The sequence below is a fragment of the Paraburkholderia sp. EG286A genome, from assembly GCF_040965375.1.
Taxonomy (GTDB): Bacteria; Pseudomonadota; Gammaproteobacteria; order Burkholderiales; family Burkholderiaceae; genus Paraburkholderia.
Map to the genome: position 1 here is coordinate 110648 of NZ_JBFRCB010000007.1, position 16168 is coordinate 126815.

Here is a 16168-nt window from a genome sequence, read left to right on the forward strand (position 1 = left end):
AATATACAAATATTCTTGATGAATGATACGCGAACTCAGAACCCTCGTGGCCGTGGCGAGAGAAGGCACGTTCGCCGCGGCGGGACAGAAGATCGGCCTGACCCAGGCCGCCGTGAGCGCGCAAATGCAGCGACTCGAGGCGGAGCTGGGTTTCGCGCTGTTCGACCGCGAGGGGCGCGCCGCGCGTCTGAACGCGATGGGCCAGCAGATCCTCGCCCAGGCGCACGAAGTCATCCGGCTCTATGAAAACCTCAGTTCGAGCGCGGCCGGTCCCGCGGCGACCGGGCGCGTCGCGCTCGGCGCAATCGCTTCCGTGCAGCGCGCGCTGGTGCCCGAGGCGCTCGCCGAATTCCACCGCCGTTGTGCCGGCTGCCGCACGCGCGTGATCCCCGGCGTTTCGATGGAGCTTCACAATCTCGTGGATGCGGGCGAAATCGACATGGCGGCCATCATCCGGCCACCCTTCGCACTGCAAAGCGACTTGCGCTGGACCACGCTCGCACGCGAGCCGTTCCGGCTCATCGTGCCGCGTCACGTGAAAGGCCACGACTGGGCCGAGCTGCTGGCGACGCAACCCTTCATCCGCTACGATCGGGCATCGTTTGGCGGGCGCCAGGTCGACCGCTTCCTGCGCCGCATGCACTACACCGTGCAGGACCTGAGCGAGCTCGACGAACTGGAGGCCATCGTCGGGCTCGTCGCGAACGGCGTGGGCGTCGCGCTGGTGCCGCAAACGTCGGCGTGGCGGCGCTGGCCCGCCAGGGTGCGCGCGATCGATCTCGGGCAGCACACGTTCCACCGCGACGTCGGCCTCGTGCATCGCGCGCCCGGTACGCTGAGCGAGCCTGCGCGCCTGCTGATCCAGCTGCTCGAATCGCGCGCCCGTGAGCAACAGCCGGCGGACGAGGCGCCATGAACCCGGCATGCCTTGCACGCCCCCTGGAGAAACACACGTGAGCACTCCCGAACAATTGCTTTTCCTGCCCGGCGCCTCCGGCAACAAGGCCTTCTGGCAACCGCTGTCCGATCGGCTCGCCACGCCGGCAGCGCGCCGCTTCGTCGGCTATCCGGGTTTTGGCGGCGAACCGCCGGACCCGGCGGTCGCCAGCATCGACGCCATCGTGCAGCGCGTGCTGGCCATGCTCGATCGGCCTACGGCGCTGATCGCCCAGTCGATGGGCGGCGTCATCGCCGTGTGCGCGGCGCTCGAGAAGCCGCAGTTCGTCACGCATGTGGTGCTCTCGGTCACGTCGGGCGGTATCGACACCGCGGCGCTCGGCGCGCAGAACTGGCGCGCGGGCGACACGAGCGCGTTCCCCGAGTGGTTCGTCTCGTTCCATGCGGACCTTTCGAACCAGATATCACGCATCACCCAGCCGGCCCTGCTGCTTTGGGGCGACAACGATCCCTTGAGTCCCGTCGCGGTCGGCGAGCGGCTCAACGCCCTGCTCGCGAAATCCACGCTGCACGTGGTGCACGGCGGCGAGCACGATCTCGCGAGCGTCCATGCCGAGGCGTTGGCACCGCTCGTGGATGCGCATCTGCTAGTGGACTGATCGGCTACACGGCGGGCCGATCGAAGCGACAGTCGTTTCAACCAAATTCGTCCAGAAATACATTAAATATAACTGGACGAAAATCAATACGATTGCACAAACCACTAGACCGTCGCCGTCCAACCCACAGGAACGCCTATGCCGCGCCCCATCGTCGCCCGCATTCAACCCGACGCCATCCGTCACAACCTGCAGCTGGCGAAGCAGAGCGCCGCCGGCTCGCGCGCCTTCGCCGTGATCAAGGCCAATGCGTACGGTCACGGCATCGAGCGCATCTATCCGGCGCTCGCGGGCGCCGACGGCATCGCCCTGCTCGACCTCGATGAAGCCGTGCGCGTGCGCGAACTGGGCTGGACCAAACCGCTGCTGCTGCTCGAAGGCGTGTTCGAACCCGCCGACATCGAGCTGGCCGCAGCGCACCGGCTCACCGTGGCCGTGCATTGCGACGAGCAGCTCGATCTGCTCGCGGCAGCGAAGCCGCAGCAGCCCATCGATATCCAGCTGAAGATGAACTCGGGCATGAACCGCCTGGGTTTCCGTCCCCATGCGTATCGCGCCGCGTGGGAACGCGCACGCGGCATTGCGTCGATCGGCGCGATCGGCCTCATGACGCACTTCGCGAACGCCGACGACGGCCACATCGACTGGCAGCTCGACACCTTCGACGCGGCGGTGCAGGACATTCCCGGCGAGCAGTCGGTGTCGAATTCGGCGGGCGTGCTCTGGCACCCGCGCGCGCATCGCGACTGGGTGCGCCCCGGCACGATCCTCTATGGCGCGTCGCCCACTGGCGTGGCGCGGCATCTGGAAGGCTTCGGGCTGCGTTCGGCCATGACGCTCACGAGCCGCATCATCGGCGTGCAGACGCTCGCGCCGCAGGAAACCATCGGCTACGGCCGCACCTTCGCGGTCGACCGGCCCATGCGCATCGGCGTGGTGGCGTGCGGCTATGCGGACGGTTATCCGCGCCACGCGCCCACCGGCACGCCGATTGCCGTGGATGGCGTGCGCACGCGCGTGGTCGGCCGCGTCTCGATGGACATGCTCACGGTCGATCTCACGCCGTGCCCGCAGGCGGGCATCGGTTCGAGCGTCGAGCTGTGGGGCGACCACGTGCGCGTGGACGACGTGGCCGAAGCGTCGGGCACCATCGGCTATGAGCTGATGTGCGCCCTGGCGCTGCGCGTGCCGGTGGTCGTGGCCGACGGCGCGGATACGGCCCGCGCCGCACAAACACACGGCGAGCGCGTGGCGGCCTGACGACGCCGAAAGCTCGCTGACGAAATTTCGTCAAACTTCCGGTTGAGCCCGGGCCTTGCGTCACCTATTTTTGTGTTGAAACGCGCGGCGCATCGCACGCCGCGCGCCGCCAACACTTCAAGGAGACACACGTGGCCGACCAGGAGACTCACGCCTACGCGCCGCATCATGCGGACTACCGGCTCATCGGCGGTGCAGGCGAACGCGCGCGCGCAGCGGGCCTCGTCAACGCGGACTGGTACCGGTGCGCCGTGCCGCGCCCCGTGATGAAGCAGTTGATGCAGCGCAGCGACGCGCGCGCCATCCGCGACACCGTGATCTGGTACGCGGCCATCGTCGCGAGCGGCGTGCTCGCCGGGTTCCTCTGGCACGCGCATTCATGGTGGGCCGTGCCCGCGTTCCTGCTCTACGGCACCCTCTATTGCAGCCCCGCCGATTCGCGCTGGCACGAAGCGGGGCACGGCACCGCATTCAAGACGCGCTGGATGAACGACGTGCTCTATCAGATCGCGTCGTTCCAGGTGTTCCGCTGCGCAACGATCTGGCGCTGGAGCCACGCGCGCCATCACACCGACACGCTCGTGGTGGGCCGCGATCCCGAGATCGCCGCACCGCGCCCCACCGACTGGCTCTCGCTCGCCCTCAACATCTTTGCGCTCAAGCACGCCTCGCGCGAGCTGCCGCGCATGATCTCCGCTGCGTGCGGACGCCTGGGCGCGGAAGAACGAAGCTTCGTGCCCGCGTCCGAATGGCCCAAGGCCATTCGCGAAGCGCGCCTGAGCCTGCTCGTCTACGCGATGGTGATCGGCGCGTGCATCGGCTTTCGCAGCATCCTGCCGCTGCTCTATATCGGCCTGCCGAGCCTCTTCGGCGCGTGGCTTTATCTCTACTTCGGCCTCACGCAGCACGCGGGCATGCCCGAGAACGTGCTCGACCACCGGCGCAACTGCCGCACGGTGATGATGAATCGCGTGTTCCGCTTTCTCTACTGGAACATGAACTATCACGTCGAGCATCATATGTTTCCGATGGTTCCTTTTCACGCGCTGCCGCGCCTGCACGAAGTCGTGAAAATGGATATGCCGCCGCCCTATCGCAGCAGCCTTGCCGCCTACGCGGAAATCATTCCCGCGCTCGTGCGGCAAACACGCGATCCCTACTATCACGTGGCGCGCCCGGTGCCGGGTCACGCCGAAGCCTGAGCCGTTGCGCGCGCAACCTTCAATATCAATCTGGAGACACCCGATGACCCAATGGATCGACGCTGCCGCACTCGACGATATCGAAGACGAAGACGTCATGCGCTTCGACCACGGCGGACGCACCTTCGCAATCTACCGCGTGGAAGACCAGGTCTACGCGAGCGACGGGCTCTGCACGCACGAGCACGTGCACCTGAGCGACGGCCTCGTCATGGGTCATGTGATCGAATGTCCGAAGCACAATGGCCGCTTCGACGTGCGTGACGGCAAGCCGCTTTGTGCGCCAGTATGTGAGAAGCTCGCCACGTATCCGGCCAGGGTCGAAGGCGGACGGATCTATATTGAAGTGTGATGCACCGAAACCTTGCAAAGGGAAGCGAAAAAAACGCGCAAACGTTAGCGTGGCATTCACCGATCATTACGGTGTATTAAACAAGCGAACTCGAGCGCTTACTCTCGCCCATGTAACGAGAATGACATAAATAGCCATTAGCGTGCTGATTCTCCATATTAATCGGAATGGATAGTCATGCACCCCGCGCTCGCGCAGTTTCGTCGTCCGGGTCTTCCCGTAGGCCCGCGCAGCGCCGGAGAACTGGCTCTGGAAGTGCCGGCCATCGACGCTTCGGATTCGAACTCTCTCGTCATGGAGATCTTCTATTCGAGGCGCGACATGGCCAGTCTCGCAGTGATCGAAAACGATCGCCCCATCGGGCTCATCAACCGCGATATTTTTCTGTCGCAAATGAGCAAGCCGTTTCACCGCGAGCTGTACGACAAGAAGAGCTGCATCGCATTCATGGACAAAGAGCCATTGATCGTCGATGCGGCCATGAGCATCGAGGCGCTCACGTTCAAAACGGTTGAAGTCGGCGAAAAGGCGCTGGTCGACGGTTTCATCGTGACGCGCGACGGCCGCTTCGCTGGCGTGGGCAACGGCTTGCGCCTGCTGTCCATCGTCGCGGAAATGCAGGCGGAAAAGAATCGGCAGATCATGCAGAGCATCGAGTATGCGAGCGTGATCCAGCAAGCCATGCTGCGCGCCTCGCGCGAAACGCTCGCGACCATGCTGCCCGATGCCGCGCTCGTCTGGGAACCGCGCGACGTGGTGGGCGGCGACTTCTACCATTTCGCGGCGTTCGCCGATGGCTGGTTCGGCGCGGTGGCCGATTGCACGGGACACGGCGTGCCCGGCGCGTTCATGACCCTGCTCGCCTCGGCGTCGCTCTCGCAGGCGCTCGAACAGATCGGCCCGCGCAATCCCTCCGCGCTGCTGGCAGCCGTCAATCGCAACGTGAAGGGCCTGCTCGGACAAATCAACGGCGCCGGCGACGCCCCGCAGTCCAACGACGGTCTGGACGCCGCGTTCTTCTGGTTCGACGCCGCCAGCCAGGTGCTGCACTTTGCGGGTGCGCGGGTCGCGCTGCACGTCTTGCGTGCGGACGCGCAAGAGTTCGAAAGCATTGCCGGCGACCGCATGGGCGTTGGCTATGTCGACAGCCTCGCCGATTACACGTGGAGCCAGCACGCTGTCGCTGTGCCGCGCGGCAGCCTGCTGTTCGTTTCCACGGATGGCCTGACCGATCAGATTGGCGGCCCGCGAAAAATCGCCTTCGGCAAACGCCGGACGCTCGACCGGATTCTCGCTGAGCGCGAGCACGCTTCTTCTTTCATCTGCGCACGCTTGCTCGAAACCTTCGCCGAATGGCAAGGCTCACAGGCGCGTCGCGACGACGTCACGCTTTTCTTCGCACGAGTTTGAGGTAGTTCACCAATATGTCTGGAATTCTGGATCAAAACTGCTGCTTCTTCGAAATCGCACAGAAGCGCAGTTTGCTCTTCTATCACAAAGGCTATTTCTCGCACAGCATCGTCGCGGCGATGAGCGAGGTCGTCAAACTGCAACTGGAAGTGGCGGGACTGAGCTCGTCCACGCGCAGAAGGATCTTCTCGTCGTTCATCGAGCTTTCGCACAATATCGTGCACTACTCGTGCGACGCGCTCTCGGAAGATCAAGGCCAAGGCGGCGCAATACGCGAAGGCGCGATGTGCATTTCCGCCGAAGGCGAGCGCCACCTCATGGTATGCGTGAATCCCATCGCCACGGCGGCCGTGGACGCCTTGCGCGAGAAGCTGGAGCCGCTGCGCAACATGTCGATCGAAGAAATCAAGCAGGCCTACAAGATGTCGCTGCGCGCCGACACGCCTGCCGACAGCAAAGGCGCGGGACTGGGTTTTCTGACGATGGCGCGCGACGCCAGTGCGCCGCTCGAATTCGCGTTTCATCCACGCGAAGACGATACGGGCACCACACTGTTTTGCCTCAAGACCATCATCTGACCAGGGCACGCGTACAAAATGGAAAACCTTTTTATCGCCGCCACGGCAACGTCACCGGAAATCGACTTCCGCTTCGACGAAAACGTGCTGTCTCTGCGAGGCGAATCGTATCCCGAGCATGCCGCCGCGTTTTATGCGCCGATCATCGAGCGGCTCAATCTCTGGCTCAAGGACTGCGAAAACGCCGCGATCACGGTCGAGGTCACGCTCACCTACTTCAACAGCTCGAGCACGAAAATGCTGTTCAGCGTGTTCGACGCCCTCGATCGCGCTGCCGCGGCGGGCAACCAGGTGCAGGTGAACTGGTATCGCGACGAAGAAGACGAAACGATCCTCGAATTCGGCGAGGAACTGCAAACCGACTTCACCGCAATCAAGTTCAATGATTGCCCGGTTGCAACGTGAGGACGCTTTGAGGACGACGCGCGTGGAAACGACTGGCCTGCGGGACGCAATGAAGGATCACTACCTCGACCTGTTCCGCAGCGAAAGCGAGGCGCTGGAGCGGGCCCGGATGATTGCCGAGGCTCCGGAGGCGTACGCGCACAGTCATCGCGAGGCGCTCATTGAGCTGATCCAGCACTACGAGCGCCTGATGCGCGAAACGCGCCGCCTGATCGGACGCAGCGATCGCGCCGAGCGCGAAATGCAGGCGCTCACGCAGCAACTGCAATATCGCGCGACGCACGACGCGCTGACCGGCGTGCTCAATCGCAGCGCCGTGATCGAACGCACGGTGAAGGCGCTGCGCGCGAATCGGGCGGTGATGATCCTGCTCGACATCGACGACTTCAAGAAGGTCAACGACGACTTCGGGCACCCGGCCGGCGACAGCGTGATCTCGGGCATCGTGAACTGCCTGCGGCGCATTCTCGGCGAGACCGGCATCATCGGTCGCGTGGGCGGCGAAGAGTTCACGGTCGTCTTGCCGGGCTTCGACATCGCCGATGCCTTGCAACTCGCCGAGCGCATGCGCGCGGCCATTGCGAATCACGCGTTCGCCGCGCCGGTGTGCCGCCCCATCACCGCTAGCTTCGGCGTCAGCGACAATCCGGCCGGCACCGATTTCGATACGGCGTACGGACTCGCCGATTCCGCGCTGTACACCGCCAAGCGCGGCGGCCGCAACTGCGTGACGTTCGAAGGGCAGATCGCTTCGGCGGGTTGAGCGACGGCGGCCATCCGGGCCGTTGCCACGCAACGCTCGTCTTTTCCGAACGCCACTACAATGGTGCGGAGAAAACGGCGACGCGTCTGAAGAATGCAGGTCACGAAAGCGCGCGCCGGTAGAGCAAAACAGCGAGGCGATCGATGACAGCGAAGCAGCCGGCAAGCCTGGCATTGCCAGGGCAAGTCGTACTCGTGTTGCAGGGCGGCGGCGCGTTGGGCGCCTATCAACTCGGCGTCTATGAGGCGCTGCACGAAGCCGGCATCCAGGTGGACTGGGTGATCGGCACCTCCATTGGCGCCATCAACGCTGCACTGATCGCCGGAAACGCACCCGAGCACCGCTTCGCGCGTCTGGACGAATTCTGGCACCGCGTCACCGACCACACCCGTCTCGACGTGCCAGTCGCGTGGCCTGGCTTCGCGCCCGGCTGGGACAAGACGTTTGCAAAGCTGATGATCATCGGCGGCGGCATTGCGGGGTTCTTCCAGCCCAACCCGGCGTCGTGGTTCGGACCGCTCGCGCGCCTCGGTGTCGATCGCGCGTCTTACTACAAGATCGCCCCGCTGCGCGACACGCTCGTTTCCCTCGTCGACTTCGAATTGCTGAACGCCGGGCACCCGCGCCTCACCGTGGGCGCGGTGAACGCACGCACGGGTGCGATGCGCTATTTCGATTCGCGCGACCAGCACCTGGACGTCGAACACATCATGAGTTCGGGCGCGCTGCCGCCCGCGTTCCCGGCGGTGCGCATCGACGGCGAGCCGTACTGGGACGGCGGCATCTATTCCAATACGCCGGTCGAGGTCGTGCTGGACGACAAGCCGCGCCACAGTTCGGTGATCTTCTCGGTGCAGGTGTGGAATCCAGCGGGCCCGGAGCCGCAAAGCATCTGGCAGATCGCAGAACGGCAAAAGGACATTCAGTACGCGAGCCGCACGGAAAGCCATATCGCGCGCCAACAGCAGATCCACCGCTTGCGCCACGTGATCCGCGAACTGGCGAAGCGCGTGCCCGCGGACGAGCGCGACGCACTCGATGTGAAGGAGCTGGCGGCATGGGGCTGCGAGACCACCATGCGGCTCATCAAGCTGGCGGCGCCGCGACTCGACGGCGACGACCAGTTGAAGGACATCGACTTCACCCCGTCGGGCATCGCCGCGCGCCGGCGCGCGGGCTACGAGGCCGCCATGCGCGCGATCGAAGCCAGACCCTGGGAAGCCCCGATGGACCCGATAGAAGGCCTCAGCGTCTACAGCGCGGACGAAGAATAAAAAAAGCGACAGGGCATCAAGCCCGTATCGCCCCACTCGAACCACAGTGGAAAAAAGCCGGCGGGTGGAGCCACCGGCCGAGCAGATCGGTCTGGTCGTTCAGTGCACGGCAGCGGCGAGCAACGACTTCAGTCTGGTCGCGCCGTCGGCAAGAAGCTCGGGTTCGATGCGCGCACGGCGCGCAATCAGTTCCTGCGCAATCCGTACGTCGCGGGCGATTTCGCCCGTTTGTCCCACGCCGCTCGCGCCCACCAGCACGCCCGCTTCGTCGAACGCGAAGAACACCTGCGATGCCGTGCCCGTCGCGCGCACGGCCTTCGTCGAGCCGAACGCGGGCAAGCCCGCGATCTGGATCGTCATGTCGTATTGATCGGACCAGAACCACGGCACGGCGCTGTGCGCCTCGTCTCGGCCGAGCATGTTGAGCGCGGCCACGCGCGCCTGGTCCTCGGCGTTGCGCCAGCATTCGAGACGAATGCGCCGCCCGTACAGCGGATGCACGAACGAACACACGTCGCCCGCTGCGTAGATATCGGGGTCGCTGGTGCGCAGCGCGGGATCGACCGCAATGCCGTTGTCGATCGCGAGACCCGCTTCCTGCGCGAGCGCCACACGCGGCGCGACGCCAATGCCGACTACGACGGCATCGCAAGGCACGACGGTTCCGTCGCCGAGCACAACGGCATTGACGCGCCCGTCGCCCTCGAAGCGCTGCACCTGGACGTCGAAGCGCACGTCGACGCCTCGTTCGCGATGAAGGTCCACGAGGCACTGAGCGACTTCCGCGGGAACCGCACGCATCAACGCGCGCGGCGCGGCTTCGAACACGACGACTTCGCAGCCGCGCTGCACGGCCGAGGAAGCGACCTCGAGCCCGATGAAGCCCGCGCCGACCACGGCGATGCGCCGCCCCGGCCCGAGTTCGCCGGCGATGGCGAGCGCATCGCCGGCATTGCGCAACACGTGCACGCCCGCGAGGTCCGCGCCGGGCACGCTCATGCGGCGAGGCTCGGCACCGGTCGCGATCAGAAGGCGACGGTAGGCAAGCGTCTCGCCGTTCGCGAGCGTTACCGTGTGCGCAGCGCGATCGATCGCGCTCGCGCCGCAGCCGCTGCGCAGATCGACACCGTGCTCGCGATAAAACGCCTCGCGGTGTATCGCGCCCTGTTCCGGCGTGCGCTCGCCCAGCAGCACCGCCTTGGAAAGCGGCGGCCGTTCGTACGGTTGCGCGGCTTCGTCGGCGATCAGCGTGATCGCGCCTTGCCAGCCGCCTTCGCGCAGCACCTGCACGGCGCGTGCACCGCACTGGCCGCCGCCGATCACCACCATGGCATCGCCCGCACTCATGCTGACTCCTTGCGCGCTCAACGATACTGGCCCGCGAGCGCAGACACCTGCTGAATGTTCTGCGGCGTGATGAAGCCCGGCCCGGAGCTGATATTGCGCGCCTCGTACACGGGCTTGAGCCCATAGTCCTTCAGCCGCTGCTGGAACTTCGGGTTCTGCTCGAGCGCGGTGCGCGCCTGCAGCACGTCGTTGTTGTGGTTCTGATGCATGATCGCCAGCAGGGCAACCGGAATATAGCCCTGCAAATACGGCTGCTGGTCGGTGCAGAACTTGATCGTGCCGTCCTTGATGCCCTTCGCGACGTCCGAATCGATATCGAAAGTCGCAAACCAGATCTTGCCCGCCAGCCCGAGGCTTTTCACCGCGCGTATCGTCGGATCGGCCGAGGTCGGACCGAGCGTGAGCACGGCCTGGGTGTCCGGGTGGTTGCGCAGATACGCACTCACCTTCGATTCTATGCCCGTGGGATCGGTGCCTGCATCGAGCACCGAGGTTTTCATGTTCGCGCCGATGGCGTCGGCAAAACCGCGACAGCGTTCGAACGAAAGCGGATTCGTGGCGTAATGATTCACGCACAGGAACGTCTTCACGCCGTCCGCCTTTGCGCGCAAGCCCGCCTCCTTGCCCGCGAGATATTCGGGCTGGCCCACGTGCATGAGCGCGCCAAGCTCGGCGCTCTGCTGCTCGGTGCCCGTATTCGCGGTGATGAAGGGAATGTTCTTCGCTTTCAGGCGCGACACGGCGCCCTTGAGCAGATCGAAATCCGCAATGGTCGTGACCACGCCGTCGTAATTGCGCGCCGCCGCCTGATTCACGAGCTGCACCATGTCGGCGATATCGCCATTGGGCGGATTACGGTAGTCGGTCTGGACATTGAAGTCCTGATCCGCCTGCTTGATGCCGTTCTTGACAGTGTTCCACCACGCATCCGAATCGGGCGCATGCGAAATGAAGTCGAAATGCGCGACGGGGTCCGCGTGCGCCGCGGGACTCAGTGCGAGTGCGAGCACCGTCGCCGCCAGTGGCAAGACCTTCAGGAAAGGAACGTTCACGGCTGTCTCCTAAGTTGCGTCGTTATCGTGGTGATTCACAAATTCGTATGCCGAATCAATCCGCAGCGAGCCCGAGAAAGATCGTGCCGCCCTCCACCTTGACCGGGTGCGTGACGAGGTTCACGCAGACCGGCGCCCCCTTGGCCGCACCCGAGGGAATATGGAAACGTCCCATATGCATCGGACATTCGATGATGTCGCCGAACACGAGACCTTGCGCGAGACGCGCCGTTTCGTGCGTGCAGACCCCTGCGGACGCGTAGTAGCCCGTGGGCGTGTGATAGATCGCGTACAGCTCGCCTTCGTGCTCGAACTCCATCACGTCCTCTTCTTCGAGTTCGTCGCTCGCGCACACCTCGTGCCATTGAAGAATGTTCATGGTCGTCTCCTCCATCTTCATCTTTCGAAAAAACAGCGGTAGCGCTGGCGTCATTGCGTATCGGCGGCAAAGGCATTCGCAGCGGCGGCCTCGCGCGTGACACCCGCCGTCTTGCCGGGCACCTGCGGCGTGATCATGTAGTCCGGGTCGTCGCGCTGCATGCGCAACACGTGCACGATCTCGGCCCACGCGTCGAACAGACCGTCATAAGCGAGCGGCAAGTCTGCCTCGATCGCTTTGCGCAGTTTGGGCAGCGCATGAAACGGCACGTTGGGGAACATGTGGTGCTCGACGTGATAGTTCATGTTCCAGTACAGAAACTGCAGCACGGGGTTCAGGCGCAGCGTGCGGGTGGAGAAGCGGTGATCGAGTTCGTTCTCGCGCAAACCGGTGTGCTGCGTAATGGCCAGCAGTTCATGCAGCCAGGCACCGTAGGCGCGGGGCAGCAGCAGGAACACCACGGGCAGCCAGCTATGCACTGCGAACGCCCACACGCCAACGGCCACGTAGAGCGCGAGCATGACCCGCGAATTGCGGCGCATCGCCCGATATTCGACCACCGGCACGACGGCCTTCGCGCTCCTCGTCACGATGCCGAGGCTATGCAGCACGATATTGCCGAGATGATGCATGCCATGGGAGACGCGCAGGAAGTCGGTGGCGAGCTTGAGGTAATTGGGCGGCCGCTTGACAGCGATTTCGGCGTCGGCGGGCACCGTGGCCGTGAGGTGCGTATAGGTGTGATGCTGCGCATGCGACCAGCGGCTGTAGATCTGCTCGCGCCAGGTCATGAAGCAGATCACCCAGTGCACGGACTCGTTGAGCCACTCGCTCCTGAACGGCGTGCGGTGGCGCAGTTCGTGCTCCATCGCCTCGGCGAACGCGTAGATCGTGCCGTACAGCAGAAAGGCCGGAATGCACCAGAGCGTGCCCAGCGAAAGCCAGGCGAGCGCGCCGGTGGCGAGTACGAGTGCCATGAAGCCGCCGAAATACGTCAGGGCAATCCGGTCGTTGCGCCGCGTGACCTCCTTGAGCACCTTGCGGTCGAGCGGACAACGGTACCAATCGTCCATCGTGATGACCTGCGGCGAGCCTGGCTGTGCGGACATGAATCGAACTCCCGTGCATGACATTGAACGCGATGAGGCGCTTTGATTTCGCTCATCCTTGAGTCGAATTACAGGCTCTAAATGAGCCATCGTCAAAGGATAAAATGACTCATATTGAGCATCAGAGGGTTTTTACCTAAGCCATCGGCGCCTGAAAACGTTCTCCACGTGGAGATAAATTTCAAATATTCGAATCGAAAGACTCATTTTGAGGCAAAATGCGATCGTACTCATTCGCTCCGGAGCCCCGATGAAGAGCCGCCCGACGCTGAAGCAGTTAATGGAACTCACGCAGCTAAGCCGCGCGACCATCGACCGGGCGCTCAACGACCGGCCCGGCGTGCACCCGCGCACGCGCAGCGCCGTGGAAGCCGCGCTCAGACAACTGGGCGCGGGCGACGGCGAGGCGCTGTCCCCGGCATCGCGTACTTCGTCCCATGCGCTGCGCGTGCGCCTCCTCCTGCAGGCCGGCGACGCCTTCACCGCGGAACTCACACGCACGGCAGCGAGCCTCGAAGCCGAGTTCGCGGCGGCGGGCGTGACGCTCGAGGTGGTCAATTGCGTGGGCGCCAGCGACGAAGACGTTGCGCTGCGCGTGCGCGATGCGGCGCAAGGCGCTGCCGACGCCATCGGCATCATCTGCACGAACACGCCGCCCATTACGTCGGCGCTGCGCGAATGCATGGCGCGGGGTCTCGGCGTGGTGACGCTGATCACCGACGTCGACGCCGATGCGCGCCACACCTACGTGGGCGTGAACAACCGTGCCGCGGGCCAGTCGGCCGCGTTCCTCGTGGGCCGGCACCTGGAGGGACGGCCCTCGCCTTCCGTTGCCGTTGTGGTCGCAACGTTCTCGTACACCTGCCACGAAGACCGCGAAATCGGCTTTCGTTCGCTGTTGCGCCAGCGCTTTCCCCACGTGAACGTAGTCGAAGTGATCAAGGGCGCCGACTCCGGTCCGGCAACCTACGAGGCCACGCGGCGCTGCATGGAAATGCACGGCGCGCTCGACGGCATCTACAACGTGGCGGGCGGCAACGAAGGACTCGCGGCGGCGCTGCGCGAGCGCGGCCTTGCGGGCCGCACGCTCTATGTGACGCATGAGGTGAACGCCGTGACGGAGCCGCTGTTGCGCACGGACGTGATCGACTATCTGCTCTCGCAAGATTTGCGTTTGCTGCTGCGCACGGCCGTCGAACAGATGCGCCACGCGGCGGCCGGCGCCACGCCGCCCGCGCAGGCGCTCGTGCCGATCGAGACCTATTCGCGCTATTCCCTGCCCTGACGCGGCTGAAGCGGCGGAAGCGGCTGCGCCCCGAGCCTTGCACCGCCGGTTGCATGCATTGCCCGTTTACGATACTTTATGCTCGTTTTTGCTCGATTCGACGAGCCAGCCAACAAGCAAGCGGGAACCGAAACCCATGCAACGAACACGCCTGGAGGCCAGTGAAGGCCTGCTCCCCGACGAGCGCGAGCGCCTGATCCTCGAAAAACTGCGTGCCGAGGGCCGCGTGCTGGCCACCGAACTCGCCGCGCAGCTCGACACCTCGGAGCACACGATCCGGCGCCATTTGCGCGACCTGGCCGAGGCGGGGCACTGCAAGCGCGTGTATGGCGGCGCGCTGCTCATCTCGCCCGCCAACAAGCCCGCCTCCGTGCGCATGCGCGAGCAACTGCCCGCCAAGGCGCGCCTTGCGCGCGCCGCCGCCGCGCTCGTCAAACCCAACCAGGTGATTCTGCTCGACGCCGGTTCCACGAACGTCGAGATCGCGGCGGCCCTGCCCGAGAACGCCGGCCTCACAGTCGTCACCACTTCGCCGCAGGCCTGTGTGCGCCTGCTCGAGCGCCCGGGCATCGAAGTCATCCTGATCGGCGGGCGCGTGAGCGCGCAGGCCGCTGGCGCGCTGGGCGCGACGGCGCTCGTGCAGATTCGGCAGATCAAGGCCGACCTCTGCTTTCTCGGCGCCTGCGCACTCGATCCGTCCGACGGCATCGCGGCCTTCGATGCAGAGGATGCCGAAATGAAACGCGCGATGGTCGCGGCCAGCGGCCAGATCGCGGCGGCAGTCACCACGGAAAAGCTCATGACATCCGCGCCCTTCGTCATCGCGCCGTGCGCCTCGCTCGACTATCTGGTCGTCGATGCCGACGTACCGAAACTCCATCTGAAGCAACTGAAAGCCGCATGCGGCGACGTGGCGGTGGCGCGATGAGGCCCCTGCGCGAACGCTACGCCACCACGGCGGTCTTTCTGGCGAACGGCTTCGGCATCGGCGCGTGGGCCGTCGAGGTGCCGCGCGTGAAGGACAAGCTGCTCCTCGGCGACTCCCTGCTCGGCGTCGCGCTCTTTGCCTTCGCGCTGGGCGCCATCATCGCCATGCCGCTTGCGGGGCGTCTCGCGCCGAAGTTCGGCAGCGGCCGCGCGACCGCCCTGCTCGGCGTGCTGTTCGCCGCCGCGTTTCCCTTGCCTGCGCTCGCGCCCAACGCGCCGCTGCTGTGTGCCGCGTTGCTGCTGCTCGGCGCGCTCAATGGCGCGCTCGACGTTTCCATGAACGGCCATGCCAGCGCAATCGAAAAAGTGTGGCACGCGCCGATCATGTCGTCGTTCCACGCGGCCTGGAGTGCGGGCGGTCTGGCGGGCGCGGCGGTTGGCACGGTGCTGCAGAAAGCAGGATTCGGTGTGCTGAGCGGTCTCGCGCTGCCCGCCATTCCTATCGCCGTGCTGATCGTCGGCGCGGCGCTGTTCTCGCTGCGCGACGTGGGCACGCGCCCGGAGGCAGCGTCGGGCGGCGGCTTCGCGCTGCCGCAGGCGGGCGTCGTGAAGCTCGCTGCGCTCGCGTTCCTTTGCATGATGACCGAGGGCGCCATTGCCGACTGGAGCGCCGTGTATCTGCGAACCGCAATACCCGCTCATGCGGATAGCGCGGGCATCGGCTATACGTCGTTCGCGTTCGCCATGGCGGCGTGTCGCGTGGTGGGCGACGCGTTCGTGCGGCGGCTGGGCGCGGTGCGCGTGGTCGCGCTGGGCGGCCTGCTTTCGGCTGCGGGTCTGGCCGCCGTGCTCGCTGCGCCGGCGCTCGCTACGGCGGTGGTAGGGTTCATCTGCGTCGGCATTGGGCTCGCCAACGTGGTGCCGGTGATTTTCAGCGCGGCCGGGCGTACGACCGATCCGCCCGTGACCGGTGTGTCGATGGCGGCGACGACCGGGTATGCAGGCTTTCTCGTGGGGCCGCCGATCATCGGCTTCGGCGCGGGGCTCGTTGGGCTGCAACTCGCGCTCGGCGTGCTCGTGCTCGCGACGCTCGCGGTGTGTTTTGCGGGTAGTCGCGCGGTTCGCGATGTCGATGCGTCGCGCGGCGAACCGGCCACGCATGTGCAAGTGCGCAAAGATTCGCGCGACGCGGATCGTATCGCGGCGGACTGACCTGCGTTCGCCCGACGCATCGAATATCACCACAAGATCCGGATATCTCCACCCAGG

At 65.1% G+C, this 16168-nt stretch carries 17 protein-coding genes; 13 read left to right on the plus strand and 4 right to left on the minus strand.

The features are described from left to right. Window positions 1-22: 22 nt before the first annotated feature. From AB4Y35_RS30415 to AB4Y35_RS30460, 10 genes are all read left to right on the plus strand, one after another. On the plus strand, window positions 23-916 hold the full coding sequence (locus tag AB4Y35_RS30415; protein WP_368707314.1) for a LysR family transcriptional regulator: 894 nt from the start codon (window positions 23-25) through the stop codon (window positions 914-916). Between the two features lie 37 nt (window positions 917-953). Further along, entirely contained in the window at window positions 954-1556 is a 603-nt protein-coding gene (locus tag AB4Y35_RS30420; protein WP_368707315.1) for an alpha/beta fold hydrolase, read from the plus strand. 138 nt (window positions 1557-1694) lie between these two features. After that, window positions 1695-2816, plus strand: coding sequence for an alanine racemase (gene alr / locus AB4Y35_RS30425; RefSeq protein ID WP_368707316.1), 1122 nt, complete (start codon window positions 1695-1697; stop codon window positions 2814-2816). A 131-nt stretch (window positions 2817-2947) separates the two neighbouring features. Further along, window positions 2948-4018 carry a fatty acid desaturase family protein gene (locus AB4Y35_RS30430; RefSeq protein ID WP_368707317.1) on the plus strand — a complete coding sequence of 357 codons (1071 nt, stop codon included), beginning with the start codon at window positions 2948-2950 and terminating at the stop codon, window positions 4016-4018. A gap of 43 nt (window positions 4019-4061) precedes the next feature. Beyond that, window positions 4062-4370 (plus strand): non-heme iron oxygenase ferredoxin subunit, encoded by a 309-nt coding sequence (locus tag AB4Y35_RS30435; RefSeq protein WP_133179390.1) that lies wholly within the window; start codon window positions 4062-4064, stop codon window positions 4368-4370. Between the two features lie 177 nt (window positions 4371-4547). Beyond that, window positions 4548-5780: a SpoIIE family protein phosphatase gene (locus AB4Y35_RS30440; RefSeq protein WP_368707318.1), complete on the plus strand. Its 1233-nt coding sequence runs from the start codon at window positions 4548-4550 to the stop codon at window positions 5778-5780. 14 nt (window positions 5781-5794) lie between these two features. After that, window positions 5795-6358 (plus strand): SiaB family protein kinase, encoded by a 564-nt coding sequence (locus AB4Y35_RS30445; protein ID WP_368707319.1) that lies wholly within the window; start codon window positions 5795-5797, stop codon window positions 6356-6358. Between the two features lie 18 nt (window positions 6359-6376). Then, entirely contained in the window at window positions 6377-6763 is a 387-nt protein-coding gene (locus AB4Y35_RS30450) for a DUF1987 domain-containing protein (protein WP_133179388.1), read from the plus strand. 49 nt (window positions 6764-6812) lie between these two features. Further along, window positions 6813-7526, plus strand: coding sequence for a GGDEF domain-containing protein (locus AB4Y35_RS30455; RefSeq protein WP_368691018.1), 714 nt, complete (start codon window positions 6813-6815; stop codon window positions 7524-7526). 143 nt (window positions 7527-7669) lie between these two features. Next, the gene (locus tag AB4Y35_RS30460; protein WP_368707320.1) at window positions 7670-8800 is read left to right on the plus strand and encodes a patatin-like phospholipase family protein; all 1131 of its coding nucleotides are present in this window, start codon (window positions 7670-7672) and stop codon (window positions 8798-8800) included. A 99-nt stretch (window positions 8801-8899) separates the two neighbouring features. Here the strand turns inward: AB4Y35_RS30460 and AB4Y35_RS30465 are convergent, their stop codons facing one another. From AB4Y35_RS30465 to AB4Y35_RS30480, 4 genes are all read right to left on the minus strand, one after another. Continuing rightward, a complete protein-coding gene (locus tag AB4Y35_RS30465) occupies window positions 8900-10147 on the minus strand; it encodes an NAD(P)/FAD-dependent oxidoreductase (RefSeq protein WP_368707321.1) in 1248 nt (415 codons plus the stop codon). Between the two features lie 17 nt (window positions 10148-10164). Continuing rightward, complete coding sequence (locus AB4Y35_RS30470; protein ID WP_324156286.1) at window positions 10165-11157, minus strand: sugar ABC transporter substrate-binding protein; 993 nt, start codon at window positions 11155-11157, stop codon at window positions 10165-10167. Window positions 11158-11254: 97 nt separating this feature from the next. Then, a complete protein-coding gene (locus AB4Y35_RS30475; RefSeq protein WP_324156242.1) occupies window positions 11255-11578 on the minus strand; it encodes a non-heme iron oxygenase ferredoxin subunit in 324 nt (107 codons plus the stop codon). A gap of 50 nt (window positions 11579-11628) precedes the next feature. Then, on the minus strand, window positions 11629-12687 hold the full coding sequence (locus AB4Y35_RS30480) for a fatty acid desaturase (protein WP_368707322.1): 1059 nt from the start codon (window positions 12685-12687) through the stop codon (window positions 11629-11631). Between the two features lie 250 nt (window positions 12688-12937). Between AB4Y35_RS30480 and AB4Y35_RS30485 the strand changes: the two genes are divergently transcribed. The 3 genes from AB4Y35_RS30485 to AB4Y35_RS30495 all read left to right on the plus strand — a co-directional run bounded on the left by AB4Y35_RS30485 (window position 12938) and on the right by AB4Y35_RS30495 (window position 16111). Next, on the plus strand, window positions 12938-13972 hold the full coding sequence (locus AB4Y35_RS30485; RefSeq protein WP_368707323.1) for a LacI family DNA-binding transcriptional regulator: 1035 nt from the start codon (window positions 12938-12940) through the stop codon (window positions 13970-13972). Window positions 13973-14108: 136 nt separating this feature from the next. Beyond that, window positions 14109-14900, plus strand: coding sequence for a DeoR/GlpR family DNA-binding transcription regulator (locus AB4Y35_RS30490; protein WP_368707324.1), 792 nt, complete (start codon window positions 14109-14111; stop codon window positions 14898-14900). After that, window positions 14897-16111 (plus strand): MFS transporter, encoded by a 1215-nt coding sequence (locus tag AB4Y35_RS30495; protein WP_368707325.1) that lies wholly within the window; start codon window positions 14897-14899, stop codon window positions 16109-16111. The genes AB4Y35_RS30490 and AB4Y35_RS30495 overlap by 4 nt, the downstream gene beginning before the upstream one ends. Window positions 16112-16168 lie beyond the last annotated feature (57 nt).

Bases quoted from the DNA above. Each gene is read 5' to 3' on its own strand.
- AB4Y35_RS30415 (WP_368707314.1), top strand. From the start codon at position 23: ATGATACGCGAACTCAGAACCCTCGTGGCCGTGGCGAGAGAAGGCACG.
- alr (WP_368707316.1), top strand. From the start codon at position 1,695: ATGCCGCGCCCCATCGTCGCCCGCATTCAACCCGACGCCATCCGTCAC.
- AB4Y35_RS30435 (WP_133179390.1), top strand. From the start codon at position 4,062: ATGACCCAATGGATCGACGCTGCCGCACTCGACGATATCGAAGACGAA.
- AB4Y35_RS30440 (WP_368707318.1), top strand. From the start codon at position 4,548: ATGCACCCCGCGCTCGCGCAGTTTCGTCGTCCGGGTCTTCCCGTAGGC.
- AB4Y35_RS30445 (WP_368707319.1), top strand. From the start codon at position 5,795: ATGTCTGGAATTCTGGATCAAAACTGCTGCTTCTTCGAAATCGCACAG.
- AB4Y35_RS30450 (WP_133179388.1), top strand. From the start codon at position 6,377: ATGGAAAACCTTTTTATCGCCGCCACGGCAACGTCACCGGAAATCGAC.
- AB4Y35_RS30455 (WP_368691018.1), top strand. From the start codon at position 6,813: ATGAAGGATCACTACCTCGACCTGTTCCGCAGCGAAAGCGAGGCGCTG.
- AB4Y35_RS30460 (WP_368707320.1), top strand. From the start codon at position 7,670: ATGACAGCGAAGCAGCCGGCAAGCCTGGCATTGCCAGGGCAAGTCGTA.
- AB4Y35_RS30465 (WP_368707321.1), bottom strand. From the start codon at position 10,147: ATGAGTGCGGGCGATGCCATGGTGGTGATCGGCGGCGGCCAGTGCGGT.
- AB4Y35_RS30475 (WP_324156242.1), bottom strand. From the start codon at position 11,578: ATGAACATTCTTCAATGGCACGAGGTGTGCGCGAGCGACGAACTCGAA.
- AB4Y35_RS30480 (WP_368707322.1), bottom strand. From the start codon at position 12,687: ATGTCCGCACAGCCAGGCTCGCCGCAGGTCATCACGATGGACGATTGG.
- AB4Y35_RS30485 (WP_368707323.1), top strand. From the start codon at position 12,938: ATGAAGAGCCGCCCGACGCTGAAGCAGTTAATGGAACTCACGCAGCTA.
- AB4Y35_RS30490 (WP_368707324.1), top strand. From the start codon at position 14,109: ATGCAACGAACACGCCTGGAGGCCAGTGAAGGCCTGCTCCCCGACGAG.
- AB4Y35_RS30495 (WP_368707325.1), top strand. From the start codon at position 14,897: ATGAGGCCCCTGCGCGAACGCTACGCCACCACGGCGGTCTTTCTGGCG.